General features: G+C 29.0%; 21 protein-coding genes and 1 tRNA gene. 20 read left to right on the top strand and 2 right to left on the bottom strand.

From position 1 onward, the window contains the following. The first annotated feature begins 40 nt into the window (after positions 1 to 40). From lonC to OXH55_RS16610, 9 genes are all read left to right on the top strand, one after another. A complete protein-coding gene (gene lonC, locus OXH55_RS16650) occupies positions 41 to 1,939 on the top strand; it encodes a Lon family ATP-dependent protease (protein ID WP_268051236.1) in 1,899 nt (632 codons plus the stop codon). Then, positions 1,940 to 3,271, top strand: coding sequence for a replicative DNA helicase (locus tag OXH55_RS16645; protein ID WP_268051189.1), 1,332 nt, complete (start codon positions 1,940 to 1,942; stop codon positions 3,269 to 3,271). It begins immediately after the preceding gene. 177 nt (positions 3,272 to 3,448) lie between these two features. Continuing rightward, the gene (locus tag OXH55_RS16640) at positions 3,449 to 4,045 is read left to right on the top strand and encodes a TlpA disulfide reductase family protein (RefSeq protein WP_268051188.1); all 597 of its coding nucleotides are present in this window, start codon (positions 3,449 to 3,451) and stop codon (positions 4,043 to 4,045) included. Between the two features lie 16 nt (positions 4,046 to 4,061). Then, entirely contained in the window at positions 4,062 to 4,199 is a 138-nt protein-coding gene (locus OXH55_RS16635) for a CD1871A family CXXC motif-containing protein (protein WP_268051187.1), read from the top strand. Continuing rightward, entirely contained in the window at positions 4,192 to 5,019 is an 828-nt protein-coding gene (locus tag OXH55_RS16630; protein ID WP_268051184.1) for a 4Fe-4S binding protein, read from the top strand. Before OXH55_RS16635 ends, OXH55_RS16630 begins: the two co-directional genes overlap by 8 nt. Positions 5,020 to 5,044: 25 nt before the next feature. Further along, a complete protein-coding gene (locus OXH55_RS16625) occupies positions 5,045 to 5,950 on the top strand; it encodes a putative zinc-binding metallopeptidase (RefSeq protein WP_268051183.1) in 906 nt (301 codons plus the stop codon). A 158-nt stretch (positions 5,951 to 6,108) separates the two neighbouring features. Then, positions 6,109 to 7,476 (top strand): zinc-binding metallopeptidase, encoded by a 1,368-nt coding sequence (locus OXH55_RS16620; RefSeq protein ID WP_268051182.1) that lies wholly within the window; start codon positions 6,109 to 6,111, stop codon positions 7,474 to 7,476. A 123-nt stretch (positions 7,477 to 7,599) separates the two neighbouring features. Continuing rightward, entirely contained in the window at positions 7,600 to 8,286 is a 687-nt protein-coding gene (locus tag OXH55_RS16615) for a response regulator transcription factor (RefSeq protein WP_268051181.1), read from the top strand. Continuing rightward, on the top strand, positions 8,276 to 10,102 hold the full coding sequence (locus OXH55_RS16610; RefSeq protein WP_268051180.1) for a sensor histidine kinase: 1,827 nt from the start codon (positions 8,276 to 8,278) through the stop codon (positions 10,100 to 10,102). The genes OXH55_RS16615 and OXH55_RS16610 overlap by 11 nt, the downstream gene beginning before the upstream one ends. Before the next feature lie 37 nt (positions 10,103 to 10,139). Here the strand turns inward: OXH55_RS16610 and OXH55_RS16605 are convergent, their stop codons facing one another. Then, positions 10,140 to 10,517, bottom strand: coding sequence for an Hsp20/alpha crystallin family protein (locus OXH55_RS16605; protein WP_268051179.1), 378 nt, complete (start codon positions 10,515 to 10,517; stop codon positions 10,140 to 10,142). Positions 10,518 to 10,766: 249 nt separating this feature from the next. Between OXH55_RS16605 and OXH55_RS16600 the strand changes: the two genes are divergently transcribed. The 4 genes from OXH55_RS16600 to OXH55_RS16585 all read left to right on the top strand — a co-directional run bounded on the left by OXH55_RS16600 (position 10,767) and on the right by OXH55_RS16585 (position 12,967). Next, positions 10,767 to 11,018 carry a DUF5320 domain-containing protein gene (locus OXH55_RS16600; RefSeq protein ID WP_268051178.1) on the top strand — a complete coding sequence of 84 codons (252 nt, stop codon included), beginning with the start codon at positions 10,767 to 10,769 and terminating at the stop codon, positions 11,016 to 11,018. Positions 11,019 to 11,089: 71 nt separating this feature from the next. Beyond that, positions 11,090 to 11,560 carry a DUF134 domain-containing protein gene (locus OXH55_RS16595; protein ID WP_268051177.1) on the top strand — a complete coding sequence of 157 codons (471 nt, stop codon included), beginning with the start codon at positions 11,090 to 11,092 and terminating at the stop codon, positions 11,558 to 11,560. Between the two features lie 109 nt (positions 11,561 to 11,669). Next, a tRNA-Thr gene (locus OXH55_RS16590) sits at positions 11,670 to 11,745 on the top strand. A 79-nt stretch (positions 11,746 to 11,824) separates the two neighbouring features. Further along, positions 11,825 to 12,967, top strand: coding sequence for a glycerate kinase family protein (locus OXH55_RS16585; protein WP_336296789.1), 1,143 nt, complete (start codon positions 11,825 to 11,827; stop codon positions 12,965 to 12,967). Between the two features lie 118 nt (positions 12,968 to 13,085). On the opposite strand, the gene OXH55_RS16580 is transcribed toward OXH55_RS16585, so the two are convergent. Then, positions 13,086 to 13,556, bottom strand: coding sequence for a heme-degrading domain-containing protein (locus tag OXH55_RS16580; protein WP_268051175.1), 471 nt, complete (start codon positions 13,554 to 13,556; stop codon positions 13,086 to 13,088). A gap of 272 nt (positions 13,557 to 13,828) precedes the next feature. Between OXH55_RS16580 and OXH55_RS16575 the strand changes: the two genes are divergently transcribed. The 7 genes from OXH55_RS16575 to OXH55_RS16545 all read left to right on the top strand — a co-directional run bounded on the left by OXH55_RS16575 (position 13,829) and on the right by OXH55_RS16545 (position 21,171). Next, entirely contained in the window at positions 13,829 to 14,593 is a 765-nt protein-coding gene (locus tag OXH55_RS16575; protein ID WP_268051174.1) for a conserved phage C-terminal domain-containing protein, read from the top strand. 15 nt (positions 14,594 to 14,608) lie between these two features. Next, a complete protein-coding gene (gene dnaB, locus OXH55_RS16570) occupies positions 14,609 to 15,898 on the top strand; it encodes a replicative DNA helicase (protein WP_268051173.1) in 1,290 nt (429 codons plus the stop codon). A 79-nt stretch (positions 15,899 to 15,977) separates the two neighbouring features. Next, on the top strand, positions 15,978 to 16,745 hold the full coding sequence (locus tag OXH55_RS16565; RefSeq protein ID WP_268051172.1) for a MerR family transcriptional regulator: 768 nt from the start codon (positions 15,978 to 15,980) through the stop codon (positions 16,743 to 16,745). 177 nt (positions 16,746 to 16,922) lie between these two features. Beyond that, on the top strand, positions 16,923 to 17,618 hold the full coding sequence (locus tag OXH55_RS16560) for a response regulator transcription factor (RefSeq protein ID WP_268051171.1): 696 nt from the start codon (positions 16,923 to 16,925) through the stop codon (positions 17,616 to 17,618). Further along, positions 17,608 to 19,059 (top strand): sensor histidine kinase, encoded by a 1,452-nt coding sequence (locus tag OXH55_RS16555; protein WP_268051170.1) that lies wholly within the window; start codon positions 17,608 to 17,610, stop codon positions 19,057 to 19,059. The genes OXH55_RS16560 and OXH55_RS16555 overlap by 11 nt, the downstream gene beginning before the upstream one ends. Positions 19,060 to 19,149: 90 nt before the next feature. After that, positions 19,150 to 20,310, top strand: a complete 1,161-nt coding sequence (locus OXH55_RS16550) for a TolB family protein (RefSeq protein ID WP_268051169.1) — start codon at positions 19,150 to 19,152, stop codon at positions 20,308 to 20,310. A gap of 270 nt (positions 20,311 to 20,580) precedes the next feature. Beyond that, positions 20,581 to 21,171, top strand: coding sequence for a hypothetical protein (locus OXH55_RS16545; RefSeq protein ID WP_268051168.1), 591 nt, complete (start codon positions 20,581 to 20,583; stop codon positions 21,169 to 21,171). Position 21,172 lies beyond the last annotated feature (1 nt).

Genomic DNA, 21,172 nt, shown 5'->3' with positions numbered 1-21,172 from the left:
TTGGAATTTCTGGAGGGTAAGAATATTGAAATCTTCATTAATGAATGATAAATCAAAGGATGGAATGGATTTTATAAATGATACAATGTCTTTAGATATACAAGTAGATGTATTAAATGAAATAATGAGAAAAGTTATAAGTGAAAAGACTATAAGATCAAGAATTGTAAAGTATAAGCTTAATAAATATATTCATAGTGATGATATTTATAAAAAAATATATGCAATAAATAAGATAATAAGTGAAGGTAAAGGAATCGATATAATACCAAATGAAAATAACATTGAGGAAGCAATAGAAAATACTAATCAATGTCTTGTTAATGCTTTAGCTAAAAGATATATAGAAAATAGCATAGAAAAAGAAGTAGAACAAGCTGTTATGGAAAAACAAGAAAAGTATATTGATGATGTAAGACTTGGTATTATAAAAAAGAGAAAGGGTTCCGAAAATGCTAAAACTTTAAAGAAATATGCAAGACTTGAGGTTTTAGATGCAAGAAAACTTTCTAAGAATATTCAGGCACTAATGAGACCACAAGTCTTTTCAGAAATAGTTGGCCAAGAGAGAGCTATAAAGTCTCTAATATCCAAGATGGCATCACCATATCCACAGCATATTATCCTTTATGGACCTCCTGGAGTGGGAAAAACTACTGCTGCACGACTTGCATTAGAGGAAGTAAAAAAATTAAAGTATACTCCGTTTTGTAAAGAGTGCGAATTTGTAGAAGTAGATGGAACAACTTTAAGATGGGATCCAAGAGAAATAACAAACCCTCTTTTAGGATCTGTTCATGATCCTATATATCAAGGGAGTAAAAGAGATTTAGCTGAAATTGGTGTTCCAGAACCTAAACCAGGACTTGTAACGGATGCACATGGTGGCGTCTTGTTTATAGATGAAATTGGAGAACTTGATACTATACTTCAAAACAAATTATTAAAGGTTTTGGAAGATAAAAGAGTAGAATTTTCATCATCTTATTATGATCCTGATGATGAGAATATACCTAAATATATCAAATATCTTTTTGATAATGGTGCACCGGCAGACTTTGTATTAATAGGTGCAACAACAAGAGAACCTAAGGATATAAATCCTGCTTTAAGATCAAGATGTACAGAAGTATATTTTGAACCCCTATCTTCTAAGGATATTGAAAAAATAGTAACTAATGCAGCTGAGAAATTAAATATAGAATTAGAAGAAGGCGTTGCAGAACTAATAAGTAGATATACAATAGAAGGTAGAAAAGCAGTAAATATACTTGCTGATGTTTATGGATATGTACTTTATAATAATAAAGCAGACGCAGAGGATAATGTTACAATTAGTATAAAAGATGTAGAAGAAATTATATCTATAAGTAGAATTACTCCTTTTGAAGAAATTTCAAAAGGTGAAGAGTACGAAGTAGGTCATGTGTATGGCCTAGGAGTTAGTGGATATATAGGTTCTACTATAGAAATTGAAACAACTGTATTTGAAGCTAAGGAAAAAGGAAAAGGAACTGTAAGGTTCAATGATACAGCAGGAAGTATGGCAAAGGATTCTGTATTTAATGCTGCATCTGTTATAAGAAAATTAACAGATAAAGATATAAGTGACTATGATGTCCACGTAAATATTATAGGGGGAGGACGTATAGATGGTCCTTCAGCTGGTGCTGCTATAACTATATGTATTATTAGTGCTCTTTTAAATAAACCTGTAAGACAGGATATTGCTATGACTGGTGAAATCTCTTTAAGAGGAAAAATAAAACCGGTTGGAGGTATTTTTGAGAAGGTTTATGGAGCAAGAAGAAAAGGCGTAAAGCTTGTACTTGTTCCTGAAGATAATATAAAAGAGGTACCTCAAGGACTAAAAGATATTGAAGCTAGAGCAGTAGATAATATAGAAGAACTTATTAAAATTGTATTTGGAGATGAATAGATGGAAGCACCTCTAAGAAGTTTGCCTCATAATTTGCAGGCAGAACAGACAGTATTAGGATGTATGTTAAAAGATAAGACATCTATAGCACAAGCAGCAGAACCATTAAATGGAGATGCCTTTTATAGAGAAGGTCATAAGATTATATTTGATGCCATATTAGAATTATTTAGAAAAGATATTCCTGTTGATATGATTACATTAATAGAGCATTTAAAAGCTACAGAAAAGCTACAGGCAGTTGGAGGTATTACCTATATAACAGAATTAAGCAATTCTGTAGAATCTACTATTAATTTAAATTCATATATTAAAATTGTTGAGCAAAAAGCAATTTTGAGAAGGCTTATAAAAGCTTCAGCAGATATAATGGAAGAAAGTTATACAAAGCAGGATGATGTAGAAAGTGTACTTGATGCTGCTGAAAAAAGAATATTTGATATAGCACAAAAGAGAGAAACAAATGATTTTGAGGCTATAAGCACTGTACTTGAGAGAGGTTTTGAGCAGATAGAAAAAATATTCAATAACAAAGGGGAGACTACTGGTATAGCTACTGGTTTTCCAGAGTTAGATGCTAAAACTTCAGGACTTCAAGCAGGAGATATGGTACTTATTGCAGCAAGACCATCCATGGGAAAAACTACTTTTGCAATAAATATTGGTCAATATGCAGCACTTAGAGAAGGTAAAAGTGTAGTTGTATTTTCTCTTGAAATGTCAAAGGAACAATTAGCTTATAGAATGCTTTGTGCAGAAGCTAATATAGATATGCTTAGACTTAGAACAGGAGAGCTAGATGAGAACGATTGGGAAAGAATAGCAAAAGCAGCTGGACCAATTGCTAATTCTAAGATATATATAGATGATACAGCTGGGGTTTCAGTAATGGAAATGCGTTCTAAGTGTAGAAGAATAAAAATAGAACATGGTATAGACTTAATTATAATAGATTATCTTCAGCTTATGAGTGGAAGTAATTCTGAAAGTAGACAACAAGAGGTATCTGAAATTTCAAGGTCTATTAAGGCTATTGCTAAAGAGATGCAATGCCCAGTTATAGCACTTTCACAATTATCACGTGCGCCTGAGCAAAGAGCAGATCACAGACCGATGCTTTCTGACCTTAGAGAATCAGGGTCAATAGAGCAGGATGCTGACATTGTTATGTTCCTTTATAGGGATGAGTACTATGACAAAGAATCAGAAGATAAGAATGTAGCTGAATGTATAATTGCAAAGCAAAGAAACGGTCCAACTGGTACAGTAAAACTTGCCTTTCTTGGACAATATAGTAAATTTGCAAGACTTGATGTTATACATCAGGAATAAAATTAAAAATTTAGCAAATCAAAAAACACTGTTGATTACAATAACAACAGTGTTTTTTTGTTGCAAAAAACATTTAATATTCATGCTAAGTACACAAAGAGTACACAGGAAAAATATATACTCAAGATATAGAAGAAATTAATTCAAATACAAAGAGAATTAAAAGGAGCGGATATTATGAAAAAAATATCAATGTTAATATTAAGTGTTTTTATAGTTGGAACTTTAGGAGCTTGTGGTCAAAAGAAGATAACAAAGGAAAATGGAAAGGCACAAAATAAAGTTGTTGATAAATCAGAAACAAATAAACAAGATGATAGTGGAGAAGAAAATCCTCTAGGAGGTAAGACTATAAACAAATTTTCTGCTAAAGATTTAGAGGGAAAAGAAGTAACAAATAAGATTTTTGCAGATAATGATTTAACGGTTATAAACATATGGGGAACGTTTTGTGGGCCATGTATAGAGGAAATGCCTGAATTACAAAAGCTTCAAGATGAATTTAAAGATAAAAAGGTAAAAGTGATTGGTATAGTATCCGATAAAGATAAAGATACAGCAAAGGATATTTTAAGTAAGAAAAATGCAAAATATCTTAATATCATTCCAGATGAAGCTTTGGAAAAACAAGTAGTAAAATCTTTTGATTATGTACCTACTACTTTATTTGTAAATTCAAAGGGAGAAGTACTAAAAATGTTTGTACCAGGAGGCAGCGATTTTGAAGGCTTCAAAAATATTGTAGATGATATTTTATCTGGCAAGATAAAATAGTGAATGGTGATTAATTATGAAAGGGAAATTAATAAGAATAGGACTTTTATTTACTGGAGCAGCATTTATAATAATGGGTACTTATAGAGGTGAGGTAGGAAAAGTTTTTAATAAAGCTATTAGAATATGTTTGGAGTGTATAGGAATTGGGTAAAGTAAAAAGAAAAGTAATTCAAATTATTAGTGCAGTACTAACAAATGCTAACTTAAAAGGTTTTTTAGAAGGAAGAATATATAAGGGATTACCAAAGAAAGGCTGTGTTCCTGGGCTTAATTGTTATTCTTGTCCAGGTGCAGTAGGTTCCTGTCCTATAGGTTCTCTACAAGCTGTAATGGGAAGTGCAAAATATAAGTTTTCATTTTATATATTTGGAATATTAATTTTAATAGGTACATTAATAGGAAGACTTGTGTGTGGATTTTTATGTCCATTCGGACTCATACAAGAATTACTGCATAAAATCCCAACTCCTAAAATTAAATTACCAAAGTGGACTAGCTATATCAAATATGCTGTATTAATAATATTTGTACTGCTACTGCCTATTTTATGGGTAAACGACATAGGAATGGGTAATCCAACTTTTTGTAAATATATATGTCCAGCAGGAACACTAGAGGGTGGTATTCCTCTTATATCAACAAATCCTGCATTACAAAACAGCATTGGATTTTTATTTAAGTGGAAAATGACAATATTAATTTTAACAATAATTTTAGCTATCATTAGCTTTAGACCATTTTGTAAGGTTATTTGTCCATTAGGAGCGATATATGCTATTTTTAATCCAATTAGTATTTACAGGTATTCAATAGACGAAGATAAATGCACAAGCTGTGGTAAATGTGCAAGAGCATGTAAGATGGATGTTGAAATATATAAGAAACCAAATAGTATGGAGTGTATCAGATGTGGAGAATGTAAGGATACATGTCCTACAAATGCAATAAAAACTGTATTTAAAATTAAGTAAACTAATGAAGAAGGGGGGAATAACATTGAAGTGTAAAAAAATATTAACTTTATTAATAGCTTTTACTATAGTAAGTGGAAGTGCTGTATTAGTAGGATGTGATAAAAATAATGATACAGCTAAAAACACTAAAATAGAAAGTAAAGTGAAGAAAGATAAGAGTAATGGTCAATTTGAAAATGAGATGAATAAATTGATGGCTTCTTATGAAGTAAATAGTAATAATATACAGCTTAAATCTATTGGTGAAAACAATAAGGAAATATCAAAAGAAGATGCAGAAAAACACAAAATAATGTGGGAGAGAGCAAAACAGATAATACCAAAATCATATTTAAACAGAATCAAAAGATATGAAGTAATTACAGATGGTCCAGATAATATATTGGCATTTGTTAATGCGGATGAAAACAATAAAATATGGACATTATCTATAGATATAAAAGATGCATTTGATGAAAATGGGAAATTAATAGGTAAAGCATTGGATGAGACTATTGTTCATGAGTTTGGTCATATTTTAACTTTAAATCATGAACAAGTTGTACCAGAATATGATGAAGCAAGTCCAACTTATGTTACAAATGAAGGGACTACTAACAAAGATGCTTACTTGAATCTTTTTTATAAAAAATTCTGGAATGGTATTCATGATGAATTAAAAAGGGCTAATGATGAAAAATACGATGGAAATGTTCCAGAAGAACCAGAAACTAATTTAGACTTCTATGAAAAATATAAAGATCAATTTGTTTCAGATTATGCTGCAACTAATCCAGAAGAGGATATAGCAGAATCATTTAGAACATTTGTAACAGAAAACAAACCACAAGGAAAAACTATAGCAGAAAAGAAAATGTTGTTCTTCTACGATTTCCCTGAGTTAGTTAAGATAAGAAAAGAAATTAGAGGTAATTTAAACCTAAATTAGATATTTAAACCTATACATTTAAATGTATAGGTTTTATTTTGTTATAATTAATAATAATAAATTTTTTAAATACATAGTAAGTACACAAAGAGTACACATCACAGATGTATATTAAGATTAGAGATAAACGAAAAATAAAAATTTCAGGAGGGGATAAAATGATATCTAAAAAGATTAAAAAATTAATTATGGGAATAACAGCAACAATGATGCTATCTTCAGCAATAGCAACAAGTGTACAAGCAAGAGAAGTTAATAAGGCATATTTAGGAGACAAGAATTTTAAAAGTGCGGTTATGCAATTACAACAGGAGAATGAAAATGTAGAAATTGATGATATAGACTTTGGTGAAATAGAAGTACCAACATTTGAAGAATTCTTAAAGAGCATAGGAGGAGATATTAAAAAAGAAGATATTAAAAAATTAGAAGGTTTATATAATAAAGCAATATCATTAGAGGATACAGAGAAGTTTGAAGAAGCAAGTAAAGTTTGGGATGAAATTTATAAAATTTTAGATAAATATATGCCAATATGTGTAGAGTGTGAAGACTATGGTATAAATGAATTAGAAGAGCAAGGTATACCAACTATTCAAGATATATTAGGAGAAGAGACTAAAAAGCTTGATAAAGAGCAAATTAAAAAATTAGAAAAATTGTATTCTGAAATTATTAAATATGAAGAAGAAAAAAAATATACAGAAGCAGATTCTCTTTGGCAAGAACTTGAGAATTTAATACAGGAAGCTGGAATTTTTTCTGAAAATGGTGATTTTGCAGAGGAAATGAGTAAGTTAATAGCTTCTTATGAAGTTAAAAATAACAATATACAGCTTAAATCTACTGATGGAGAGAATAAGAAACTATCAAAAGAAGATATAAAAAAACATAAATTAATGTGGGATAGAGCAAAACAAATAATACCTAAATCTTATCTTAATAAAATCAAAAGATATGAAGTAGTTACAGATGGTAAAGATAATATACTGGCTTATGTTTATCCGGACGATAGTAATAAAGTATGGACATTATCTATAGATATAAAAGATGCATTTGATGAAAAAGGAAAATTAATAGATAAAGATTTAAATGAGACTATTATTCATGAATTTGGACATGTTTTAACTTTAAATAATGAACAAGTTATACCGGAACATAAAGAAAAAAGCTCAACTTATACTACAGATGAAGGAACTACTAAAAAGAATGCTTACTTAAATTTATTCTATAAAAAGTTCTGGGCAAATATTTATGATGATTACAAAAAACTTAACAAAGCTGAAAATAATGAAGAAGATGGACAACCTAATTTAGCTTTTTATGAAAAATATAGTAACCAATTTGTTTCAGGTTATGCTTCAACTAATCCAGAAGAGGATATAGCAGAATCATTCAGAACATTTGTAACAGAAAATAAACCACAAGGAAAAACTATAGCTGAAAAGAAGATGTTATTCTTCTATGATTTCCCTGAATTAGTTAAGATAAGAAAGGAAATCAGAAAAAATTTAGGATTAAAATAATATTTATTTTAAGAGTGCTGCTGCACTCTTTTCCTATTTCTAAGGTTAATATATAATTAATAGATATAAGTATTTTCTATATTTTATTATTTGAAGTTTTTACTAGAAATAGGAGTTGAATATATGGATAAAAAAGTTTTAATAGTTGAAGATGAAGATAGAATGAGAGAAATTACTGCAGATTATTTTAAAGCTAGTGGTTTTCAAGTTTTTGAAGCTGAAGATGGTAAAAAAGCTATGGAAATTTTTCAGAAAAATGAGCTGGATGCAGTGATTTTGGACATTATGATTCCTAAGATAGATGGATGGTCTGTATGCAAGCGTATAAGAAAAGAATCGGATATTCCCATAATTATGTTAACAGCTCGTTCAGATGAAGATGATAAGCTTATGGGGTTTGAGTTAGGTGCAGATGAATATGTAACAAAACCTTTTAGTCCCAAGGTTTTAGTTGCAAGAGTAAAAACTTTTCTAAAGAGAATAGAAGGAAATATTAGAAATGACAAACAAATAATAGATATGAAAGGAATTGAAATAAATAAACAGTCTCATATTGTTAAAGTTAATAGTGAAGTTATAGATTTATCTCCGAAAGAATATCAATTACTTTGCTACATGATGGAGAATAAGGGAATTGTATTGTCTAGAGAAAATATTCTAAATAAAGTTTGGGGATATGATTATTTCGGAGATTCAAGAGTTGTAGATACTCACATTAAGAAGTTAAGAAAGAAACTAGGTGATAAATCAGAGTGTATCTGTACTGTTATAAGGGTAGGATACAAATTTGAGGTGAATAATGAAAAGTAAAAGTATTGTATATAAATTATTTTTTATTACTGTAATTGTATTTACTGTATTTATAGTTATTCAAATGAGTTTACAAAGTACTTTTTTTAGCAAATTTTATATAAAAGAAAAAACAAAAATTATAGAGAAAAATATTGAAGACTTTAGTAAAAAATATTTAGATTCTAATTGGTCAATAAATGATGGAATAAAAGAAATAGATAATTTTATCAAAGAAAATAATTCAGCAATAATTATTACTAATGAGGTTGGCTTTCCTAAAAATTTATATATGTATAGTTTTTATAATTCAGTAGTTATAATTAAAGATAAAAATGATAATTATTATAAAATACCTACGGAATATATTGTAGATTCAAATGATGGAACAGAGTTTAAAACTAAAAAAGGAGATAGTATTTATGTCGAAGGGATAAATGTTTATGATAATGAAGATATAATAAATCCTATAATAATAGAAAGTAAAGGAAAAAAATATGTTAGTAAAGCTGTTGATATAGATGAAGTAGAAATTTATGATTATAATCTAGATAATGGCGATGAGGAAATAATATATGGACAAAGTGAAGAAGTAAAGAAAATAAAAGGAACGGTTGTATATGCAGACAATTCAAATGATATTAGCAGCGATATGATATATAAAGAAACTTTACTAATGGAGCAGGTAGATTCATGGTTTTACAACGAGGATAAAGTAAAGGGAATAGTAAATAACGAGATAATAAGTTATAGCTATAATGAACCTGAATCAAAAACACAAAATTTAGTTTGTATAAAACCACTTACAACAAAGAAGGGCAACAAAGAATATATTTTTGTTTTAACATCTCTTCAACCAGTAGATGAAGCTATTGGAATAATGAAAAAATATTATGGATATATGTTTTTATTGGCAATATTATTTATAGTTATATTATCTTTTGCATATTCTAAAATGATTTCAAAACCTCTTATTAAAATTAATAATGTTGCTAAAAATATGGCAAATTTAGATTTTTCAGTTTGTTGTGAAGTAAAATCAGAGGATGAATTAGGTAGTTTATCAAAAAGTTTAAATACCTTATCAAAGAATTTAGATAATAATATGAGGGAATTAAAGAAAGCAAATGAAAAACTAAAAGATGATATAGAAAAAGAGAAGGAACAAGATAAGATAAGAAAAGAATTTGTAGCAAGTGTTTCACATGAATTAAAAACTCCTCTTGGAATTATGAAAGGTTTTGCAGAGGGAATTAAAGATGGTATATATGAAGATAAAAAGGACTATTATTTAGAAGTTATAATAGATGAAATAGAAAAGATGAATGGGCTTGTATTAGATATGCTGGAGTTGTCTAAATTGGAAGCAGGAGCACACAATTTAGAGAAAAGTAACTTTGATATAAAAGATATCATTGTGAATACAAGTGATAAATTTAGACATATTGCTGAAGATAAAAATTTAAAAGTTGATTTAGATATAGACTGTTGTGAAGTTTATGCTGATGCAAAAAAAATAGAGCAGGTAATTGTAAATCTTTTTAGTAATGCTATTAGATATTCTGAAAACAGTGGATTTATTAAAGTAAAAACAGAAGTAAAAGATAAAGAGATAAATGTGTATATTGAAAATAGCGGATCACATATACCAGAGGAGCAACTTCACAAAATTTGGCACAGATTTTACAGGGTAGAAAAATCAAGGAGTAAGGCATTAGGTGGAACGGGCTTGGGACTTCCTATAGTTAAAAATATTTTAGAAATGCACAAAAGTAAATTTGGTGTTAGAAATACGGAGCAAGGAGTAGAATTTTATTTCAGCTTACTTGAAGCATAAAAATAAGGCAATACCATTAATGGTACTGCCTTATTTTTTATTGTTTTGGAAGAGTAAGTTTTAAAACACCATCATTAAAAGAAGCATCTATTTTATCTTCTTCAACATCATCTATATAAAAGCTTCTTCTAAATTCTCCATATTTTCTTTCACGTCTTATATAATTATCTTGTTTATCTTCCATAGTGTCATCACGTTTTGCCCTAATTGTTAAATAATTATTTTCATAATCTAATTCTATGGTTTCTATTTTTACTCCAGGTAAATCTGCTTCAAGTAAATAAGAATCGTCTGTTTCTTTTACATCAACACTAAAAGGAGTATTCATTAAAGCTGATGAGAAAAAATTATCTTCAAAAAATTCATCTACCGAAGAATCCTTATTATTTTTTCTAGCAGGAACCGTTTGAAACATACAAAATACCTCCTTGTGACCATTAATAATAATTCATATTTACATAATAAATTTACAGTAAAAGAAAGCTGAAGTGTAAAAATAATTCTTAGCTTTATATTTTAGTATAAGCAAAAAAAATAATTATAAACATATCTAGCCACTTAGCAAATAAATGTTAAAAAAAGTTATTGACATATACCCAAAAAGATTTATAATTAAAACATAAAGAGCATATGCTCATAACCAAATTTTGAAAGGAGCGTATATATGGCAGGATTAAATGGAATGGGTCCATTTGAAGAAGGTCCAATGACTGGAAGAGGATTTGGCAGAAGATATAGAGTTAGAGGAAGAGATTTTGGAAGATGCTTTAATTGGGGCAGAGGATTTGGAAACTGGATTGCATATGAGGATTTAAATGATGAAGAAAAAAAGTCTTTATTAAAAAGAGAAAAAGATTTATTGGAAGAAAAACTGAAGGTTATAGAAGAAAAATTAAAGATGCTTGGCGATGCATAATTTTAGATGTAAAATAAAAATAGCATACTATAAATAGTATGCTATTTTTATTTTACGAAAGGAGATTTTTTATGCCAAGACCGCCCAAATTTAGAAGAGTAATGTATTTACCAAGATTCAGAAACTTTGGTCCTTTAGAGTTGGATAGCAACGATAAAGACATAATATATATGAATATTGAAGAAGTAGAAAGCATAAGACTTATGGATTTAGAGGGACTTGATCAAATTCAATGTGCAGAAGTTATGGGAATTGCTCGTTCTACTTTTCAAAGAATATATTCAAGTGCTAAACAAAAGGTAGCAGACAGCCTTATAAATGGTAAAAGGTTAAAAATAGAAGGTGGAAATTACACTTTAAATAAATGCAAAATTACTTGTGAAAACTGCGGACATGAATGGGAAGAAAGTACAGATAATTTAAATAATATAACTGTAATATGTCCTAGTTGTGGTTCAAAAGTAAACTCATCATGTGATAACGATATGGTTATGTGTAGACACTGCAGAAGGAGAAATAGAAACGGACAAAGATTTAGATAAGATAAATTTATTTACTATTTTATTGAATAATTATAGTATAAATGTAAAAAATATCTTGATATAGGGTTTTACATAGTAGTAAAATATCTTTATAGATAAATTTTATATTGCTCCTGTGGCTCAGTTGGTAGAGCAACTGATTCGTAATCAGTAGGTCGGGTGTTCGAATCACCTCAGGAGCACCATTAAATTTTAATATAAGTCATTTAAAGGTTTAGACTATTTTAGGTTTGGACCTTTTTTAATTTACAAGGGGGAATGACTTTGAAAAAGATTATTATATCACCAGATTCTTTTAAAGGAACAATGAGCTCAATTGAGGTATGCAGTATTATTGAACAAGGTATTAAAAATATTTTTCCAGATACAGAAGTAATAAAGATTCCTATAGCAGATGGGGGAGAAGGAACTGTAGATGCATTTTTAACAGCTATTGGAGGAGAAAAAATAAAAGTTAAAGTAAAAAATCCTTTATTTGAAGAAGTAGAAGCTTTTTATGGCGTTTTACCAGATAAAGAAACAGCTGTTATTGAGATGGCAGCTGCATCAGGTCTTACCCTTGTAGAAGATAGAAAAAATCCACTGGTTGCTACTACTTATGGTACAGGACAGTTGATTTTAGATGCATTAGACAGAGGATGTTTAAAGATTATTGTAGGTATAGGTGGCAGTGCTACTAATGATGGTGGTATTGGTATGGCGGCAGCATTAGGTGTGAGGTTTTTAGATGAGGAAAATAAAGAGGTTGATTTAAATGGTGGAGGTTTAGAGAATCTAGAACGTATTGATATATCAGGTATTGATAAGAGAATTAAGAATTGTACAATAGTTGCTGCATGTGATGTAGACAACCCACTATTTGGACCATCTGGAGCAGCATATATTTTTGGACCACAAAAAGGTGCTGATGAAAGAATGGTAAAAATGTTAGATGAAAATCTAAAGAATTTTGCTGGAATAGTAGGAAGAGATTTGGGTGTGGATGTTCAAAATATACCTGGATCTGGTGCAGCAGGAGGTCTTGGAGCAGGTCTTGTGGCTTTTGCAGGAGCAAAACTTCAGCCTGGAATAAAAATAGTATTAGATGTTGTAAAATATGATGAAATAATTTCTAATGCAGATTTAGTTATAACAGGTGAAGGTAAAATAGATGGTCAAAGTTTGAGAGGAAAGGTTCCAGTTGGAATTGCAGAGAAAGCTTCAAAATATGATATTCCAGTAATAGCTATAGTTGGAGCAGTTGGTGATGAGGCTGAAAAAGTATATGAAAGAGGTATTACTTCAATATTCTCAACAAATCTTCAACCAATACCTTTTGAGGAAGCTAAGATTTGCTGTAGGAAAAATCTTTTAAAAACAACTGAATCAGTAATGCGTTTGATAAAAGGAACTCAAGGTATAAAATAATAAAAAATGTTTTAATATAATGGTATTGATGGAGAAGAATAAATCATTTATTCTTCTCTGTTTTTGTTTATTAATCTGTATTTTTTACAGGAGAATGAATTACACATCTAAAATTACCTTAATTTGATAAAATTTCTGTCAAAACCTCTACAATTAAGTTATGTTCTATTATTTGTCTTGAGCCAGATACAGAAATAGTACCTACTACTCCTACATTTTTAATAATTAATGGAAACGCTCCTCCATAAGGTAAATATTCTTTAGAAGAAATATGATATTTTTCTTCTAGCGTCTTCTCTTCCATCTTTAATTTGGTACCAATATACAAAGAACTCGTATGAAATCTATTGACCACTTTATTCTTTCTAATAATCCATTGATCATTGTCTGGTGAAGTTCCTTCTGATGAATAGTGAAATAATTGATGCCCATTTTTTACGATATCAACAGTAATTGGTATATTTTTATTTTTTGCTTTCTCAATCAACTTCATACCAATTTCTAAAGCTGTTTCACTAGTAAATTTAGTAAACTGCAATATTTCTTCTTGCTTTTTAAATTCTTTTAACATCTTGTCATAATCAGGCATACTAGAGCTCCTCTCTATTTTTTGTCATAAAATCAAAAAAATATTAAATTTTCTATTGAATTTTTCTTATTTCAATTATATAACAATACAAAACAATAAACAATAATAAAAAACAATACAAAACGTGCAATTATCTTTTTTTTAAAATTAGCATAGCTATAGAATCTGTAGCCAGTTCTTTTTATTAGCTTTATTTTTTGTAAAAAATGGTACATAAAAATTTATAACTGCATATTTACTAATTGAAATATAAGTTGGAAAAGGTGATGAATATGAGTGGATATATTAAAGACTATAGAAAAGAACTTCATTCTGAAATATGGTACATGCCTCCTTTGTATCACAGGGTATGGCAGTTTATAAAATATAGAGCAAATCATGAGAAGTGCGAAATACCTATGATGGACGGGGACAAGCTTCTTATAAAAAGAGGACAGTATTTAACAAGCTATAGAAATATCGCAAAAGGAGTAGGGTGGTATGAAAAGCTGAGATGGAAGGAGCCTAATCCAAAGACTATAAAAAGAGTTTGTGAATGGATGATAAAAAAGAATATGATCTCTATAAATCATGGTATAGGTAACAGACAGTACACACTTATAACCATTGTAAATTGGGAATTGTACCAAAATTATATCTATCAAGGTAACAGTAAAGAAACACAAAGGAAACAGAGCTTGGATATAAACAAAAAGAACAAAGAATGTATAAAGAATAATATACCTTACTTTGAAATAATTGATTATCTAAATAAAAGGATTAATTCTAATTACAAGCATAATTCAAAGCTTACATGTAAATGCATCAATGCTAGGTGGAAAGATGGGTACAGGCTTAATGACTTTAAAAAGGTAATTGATATAAAGGTTGAGGAATGGCTTGGTGAAGAGAAGATGGCAAAGTATTTGAGACCAGATACTTTGTTTGGAAGTAAATTTGAAATTTATCTAAATCAAACAGAAGTAAAGGTTAATGAAAAGAAAATAAATGCAAGTGCATATATAAATGAATTTAAAGAACAAGCTTTGGAAGTGTAGAGGGGGAGTTGTGTTATGAATAAGTTACCACAAAATTTACAAGCTGAAGCAGGGAGTTTAGGAATAATTCTAAACAACAATTCAAAAATTTCCCAGGTAATAAGCAGTTTAAAAATTGAGGATTTTTATAGTACAAGGCATCAATTTATATTTAGAACAATGTGTGATTTATATAAAAATGATATAGAAATAAGTGTTTTAACTTTAAGTGACAGAATAGGAAATGGACTTAAAGATGTTGGAGGGGTCACGTATCTTTCTAAGTTATTATCAAGCTTCATGGGATATGAGGATATAAATAGTTACATAAAGATTATAAAGGAGAAAGCAAGACTTAGAAAAATTATTATAATGTCCTACAATGCACAAAAAATGGCTTATAGTGAAGAAAAGACATCAAAAAATATAGCTGATATGGTGGAACAGGGGTTATACAATATATATACAGAAAAAGAAAATAAGATGGCTCATATAAGTGATATAGTGGAGGACAGTTTTAAAAAGCTGGAAGATAATTATGGTAAGAAAGGCGAGTTGTTAGGAATTTCTACAGGTTATAAAGAATTAAATATAGCTACTGGTGGAATGCAGAAGGGAGAATTTATTATAGTTGCTGCAAGACCTTCAATGGGTAAGACAGCTTTTGGACTAAATTTGATAATGAATATAGTAAAAAATAATGGTTCAGCAGCTGTTTTTAGCATAGAAATGAGCAAGTTTCAGATTATGCAAAGAATTTTTTCATTTACTGCATTGATACCTTATCAGAATATTAGAAAAGCTAGTATAAATGATAAGGAGTGGGTTGAACTTGCAAAATGCAGCAGTGCTTTAGGAGATAAAAACTTATTTATTGATGATACTTCAGATATTACAGTTAGTGAAATAAGAGCAAAATGTAAGGCTTTAAAGCTAAAATACAATTTAGATGTGGTACTTATTGATTATATAGGACTTATAAATGCAAAAGCTGAAAATAGACAACAGGAGATAAGTACAATAACAAGAGAACTTAAGAATATGGCAAAGGATCTTGATATTACAGTAATAGCTTTAAGTCAGTTAAACAGAGCGGTTGAGCAGAGAGCTGACCATAGACCTATGCTTTCTGATTTAAGGGAATCAGGTTTAATAGAGCAGGATGGAGATGTTGTTATGTTTTTGTATAGGGATGAATATTACAACATGGATTCAAAGGACAGGGGGAAGCTGGAATGTATTGTAGCCAAGAATAGAAATGGAAGAGTTGGAAGCTTTAAAATGGGATGGATACCGCAGTACCAGAGGGTAGTTCAATTGGTTTAATAAGAAAGTATATTTTTTATAAAATTATTATTGACCCTAACACTGTGTTATAGATTACTATAAAGATGGAGGTGATAAGATGTACTACAAGGTAAAAGAAGTAGCAGATATGGTGGGGATAAGCGTACGTATGCTTCATCATTATGATAAAATTGGACTGCTTAAACCAGAGTCTGTAAGTCCGGCCGGATACAGACTTTATACAGATAAAAACCTTGAAAGGTTACAGCAAGTTTTATTTTTTAAAGAACTTGAATTTAGCCTCCAAGAAATAAAAACAATTTTAGATAGTCCTGGATTTGATAAAAAACAAGCATTAAAGTCTCATAAAGAACTACTTGTAGAGAAAAAGAAAAGACTTGAAAAAATAATTAAATCTGTAGAAAAGACAATCGATTCAATTGAGGGAGGAATTGATATGAATAAAAAAGAAATGTTTGAAGCATTTGATATGACTAAGATAGAAGAGCACAAAGAAAAATATGCAAAAGAGGTAAGACAAAAGTACGGAAATACTAAAGCATATAAAGAAAGTCAGGAGAAGACTTCAGGATATGGAAAAAATGATTGGGCTGCAATAATGGCAAAATGGGATGAAATCTATAAAAAAATCGCAAATGTTATGGATAAAGGACCAGCAGATTCACAAGTTCAAGAAGCTGTAGGAGAGTTAAGACAGCATATTACAAAGTATTTCTATGACTGTACTCCGGAAATATTTAGAGGACTTGGAGAACTGTATGTTAATGATGAACGCTTTAAGACTAATATTGATAAATACAAGGAAGGGCTTGCCGAATTTTTAAAAGAAGCTATGAACATCTACTGTGACAATCTAGAAAAGTAATATATTTAAGGATATATTAGATGAATAAATAATATATAAAGAAATGAAAATAAGAGAACCACCAGAGGTTAATAACTTCATATGGTGGTTTTTGCTAATTAAAATTATCTCTATAAATAATTGATAATTTTTTATTAGATATATTATACTGTGATATATAGAGAGGGTGATAAATGCATGGAAGAAAAAATATTAGTAGTAGATGATGAAAAAAGTATTGCAGACTTAATTGCATATACTTTTAAAAGAGAAGGTTACAGTGTTGACGTGGCTTATAATGGAGAAGAAGCATTAAATAATATAAAAAACTTTAATCCACATATAGTGATTATAGATGTGATGATGCCAAAAATGAATGGATTTGAAGTATGCAGGAAATTAGATAATAGAGAAAATTTAGGAATTGTCATGCTTACTGCAAAAAATGATATTGTAGACAAAGTATTAGGATTAGAGTTAGGAGCGGATGATTATATAACAAAGCCTTTTGATATAAGAGAAGTAATGGCAAGGGTTAAATCATTACTTAGAAGGTTAAATAAAAATACAAATGAATCTGAAGATACAGATATACAAATTAAAGATGTGAAGGTTATGTTAAAACAAAGAAAAGTTCTTATAAAAGAAAAAGAAGTGGAATTGACGCCTAAGGAATTTGATTTGCTAGTTCTTTTATTATCAAATTTAGATAGAGTATATACAAGAGATGAACTTTTAGATTTAATTTGGGGGATGGAGTATATTGGAGGAACCCGCACTGTGGATATTCACATTCAAAGACTTAGAAAAAAATTAGGTAAATCATATGAAAATATAATACAAACAGTATATAGAGTAGGATATAAAGCTGTAGGTGAAATCTATGAAGGTTAGTATAAAGATAAAATCTAGTGTGTTTTTAGCAATTCTTCTACTTTTGACAGTGAGTATACTCAGCATACTAGTGCTAAGTGGAATACGAAACAATCAAAAGAAGGATTATGAAACGTATTTAGCACAACAGGTTAAAATTGCAAACACATATATCAAGCAAATATATCTTACAGAATCAATAGAAGATTCAGGACAGTTTTTACAAAAGAGTGGATCAAAACTTGTAAGTCAGTTAAATTCAATAAATGGAATGCATACTGCAATTTATGATATGAATGGAAAAGAAATAGCTAATTCTATGCCATATAATAATAGAAAAGATGTTAAAGAGTTACTTTCTCACGCACTGAAGGATCAAATAGCGTATCAAATTGCAGGAGATTATGTAGAATATATGGCTCCTATTTATAATGGAGACCAAATAGGAGTTATTAAATTTTATTATTCACTTAAAAAAAATATTAATTTTTATAATAATATAAAATCCCTTTTTATCAGAATAGGAGCTGCTGTATTTGTATTAAGTTTCATGGGTGCATATTTTTATTTTAATACATTTTCTAAAAGTATTGTTAAACTCAAAAAAGATACACTAGATATTAAGATGGGCTTATATAATCGTATTGTTCCTCTTAGAAGGAAGGATGAACTTGGGGAATTGAGTGAAGGAATTTATTATATGAGCAGTCAAATTGAAGAAAATATAAAAAAAATGGAAGAAGAACAGCAAAAGCTTAGATTAGCAGTACAAAAACTAAAAGCATTAGAAAAGCAGCAGAAAACTTTTATTGGGAATATAACACATGAATTCAAAACACCTCTTACAGTTATAAAAACATATATGGATGTATTGGATATGTATTCAGACGATCCTAATTTGCTGAAAGATGCAAAAGTGAATATCGTAAAAGAGACACAAAGACTTTATGAGATGGTGGAGAAAATTTTACATTTATCTTCCTTGCAAAAATATGATTTTGAATTTCAATGTGAAAAAGTAGATGTGAAAGACATACTAGAAGAAATTTGCAGTCGCATGCAAGGCAAAGCTCATAAGTTTAATATTAGCTTAATAAAAAGCTTGAAATCCGGATTTATTTTAGGAGATAAAGAAAATCTAATGCATATTTTTATTAATTTAATAGACAATGCTATAAAATATAACACGGTTAATGGAGAAATATTTATTAATAGCTATACTAAGGACAGAAAAGTATTTATAGAAGTAGCAGATACAGGAATTGGGATTCCAAAAGAAGCAAGAGAGAAGATATTTGAACCTTTTTATATGGTTAATAAAGATCAATCCAAAAATCATGGAGGAACAGGATTAGGTCTTTCTCTTGTAAAAGAATTAATAGAAAAACAAAAAGGAACCATTTTGTTATTAGATACAAAAGAAAAAGGAACTACATTTTTAATTTCTTTTCCTTCTTTATAAAAGTTTACAGTTTTGAAATAATTAGATATACTTTTGAAAAATCAATTAGGTATAGTATTCTTATAGAAAATAAGGAGGAATTGAAAAATTATGAAAAGAAAATTATTAATAGGTTTGTTGGCGTTTAGTACTTTATTAGGAACTTTTGGATATACACAATATAAAGTAAAAGGAAAAGAAAATAATAAAAATATAACGATTATAAAGGATACAAAAGATATTTTAGCAACTGAGGTGGTTGCATCTAAAATTGATACTTATGAAGGTGTAACAGGATATGATTGGGTAGATGAAAACAAAATAGCAATCACAAAAGAAAACAAAGGATTAGAATCAATAAAAATTGATAATGCTAAACTTAAGGCTGATTTTAAAGTGAAAAATCTTTATTTATATAATCTAAATTCTAAAGAAGAAAAAGGAATTGGTGATCAATTAAAATTTCAAGATGGGGCAATTTCTTCACCGAGCAACAAGTATATATTTTATAGAAATGAATTTGAAAAAATGGCTACAGGCTATATTGCAGATGTACAAGGAAATACAATAGTTAAAATTTCAGATAATGCTATAGATGAATATGATTTGAGTGAAGCTCAATGGATTAATGATGAAGAGTTAATTGTTCCTTGCCATAGTATTAGAGGGTTTGCTATTATAAATGTTAATGGAAATATAGAAAAAATAAAAGATGTAGAACAGGGAACAATAGGAACAAAAGATCCATTAAATGGACGTAGCATCACAAATCCAATAAAAGTTGGAGATAAAATATATTATGTAACAATACATCGTGGAGCAGATGATGATGACAAAATAAAAGTTTATGATATGAATAAAAAAGAAAAGAAAGAATTAGTTAAAGATGATGTTCAAGAGGTTAGTGTATCTCCTGATAAAGAACAACTTCTTATGCTTACATCAAATCTTGAGAAAGATGTAAATGAATTGGTATTGACAGATCTAGAAGGAAAACAAAGAGAGGTTTTAGCTAAAGGATATATATATGCTGCAAGATGGTCTTCAGATGGAACAAAGGTAGCTTATATATCAAATGAAGAAGGACATGAAGGGCTTTATGTAGTAGATGTAAAAACAAAGAAAGCATCATTGATTTGTGCAGGAGAATATTATATGCCTATTGCATGGAGTCCATCTGGTGAAAAAATAATGATACATAGTAAAAAGCCAAAAAATAATGGAAGACCATTTGATGAAATTGATGTTACGAATGTAATTACTTTAAAGTAATGAAAGGAATATAAAAAAACAAAATATAGAATTATTTATAAATTTCCACCCTATGATTAAAGGGGGTGGAAATTTATTTTGTTTTAACATTTATTATTTTTTTAAGATTAAAGAATTGTATCTAAATTTTTAAGTTATTATTAAGAAGTGTCTATAAGTGCTATTAATCTACTATTTACAATTATAAGGGTATAGGATATACTTTGGATTTTGTGTAGGAGATCTAGAAAACAATGGATTGACATTTTAATATCCAATATGGAGGTGGTTGTGATTAAATTAATAAAAGATTGTATAAGAATACTTCCAATTATACTTAGAGAGATATGTATTTATGTAGCTAGTTTGTTTTTAGTGTTTTTTTACATTATTTTTATTAGAACTGGAGAGTATTTTTTAGACGATGCAGTAATTTTTATTCCGTTGATAACAATGGTAATTTCAAATATTTTTGTTATGTTGAAATATAAAAAACATATCAGAAAAGCATCAATAATAGGAGCTGTAATTGGCTTAATAATAATTATTGGTGCTAATGAAATGGTATGCAAACAATATACTAATTTTTCATCAGAAAAGTGGAAGAACAATCCGTCTATTAGACATTTTATGATAGATGACTTAACAAAAAAACACTTAAAAAAGAATATGACTGCAAAGGAAGTAGAGAATCTTCTAGGCGAATACTCTTTTACAAAATATAAAAATGAGGGAGATTTGGACCAAACTATTGCATATTACTATTCTTATTATGGATATCATGAACGCGTATCTAATGATTTATATTTAAATATTTATTTTAATTCAGAAAATAAAATAGTGCGTTGGGAATTTTATGAAGAACCTGCACTTTGGAATTAAA

This window comes from Clostridium ganghwense (genome assembly GCF_026735165.1).
Classification (GTDB): Bacteria; Bacillota; Clostridia; order Clostridiales; family Clostridiaceae; genus Clostridium_H; species Clostridium_H ganghwense.
Note: the sequence above shows the minus strand (reverse complement) of the source record. Positions and strands in the feature narration are given on the sequence as shown.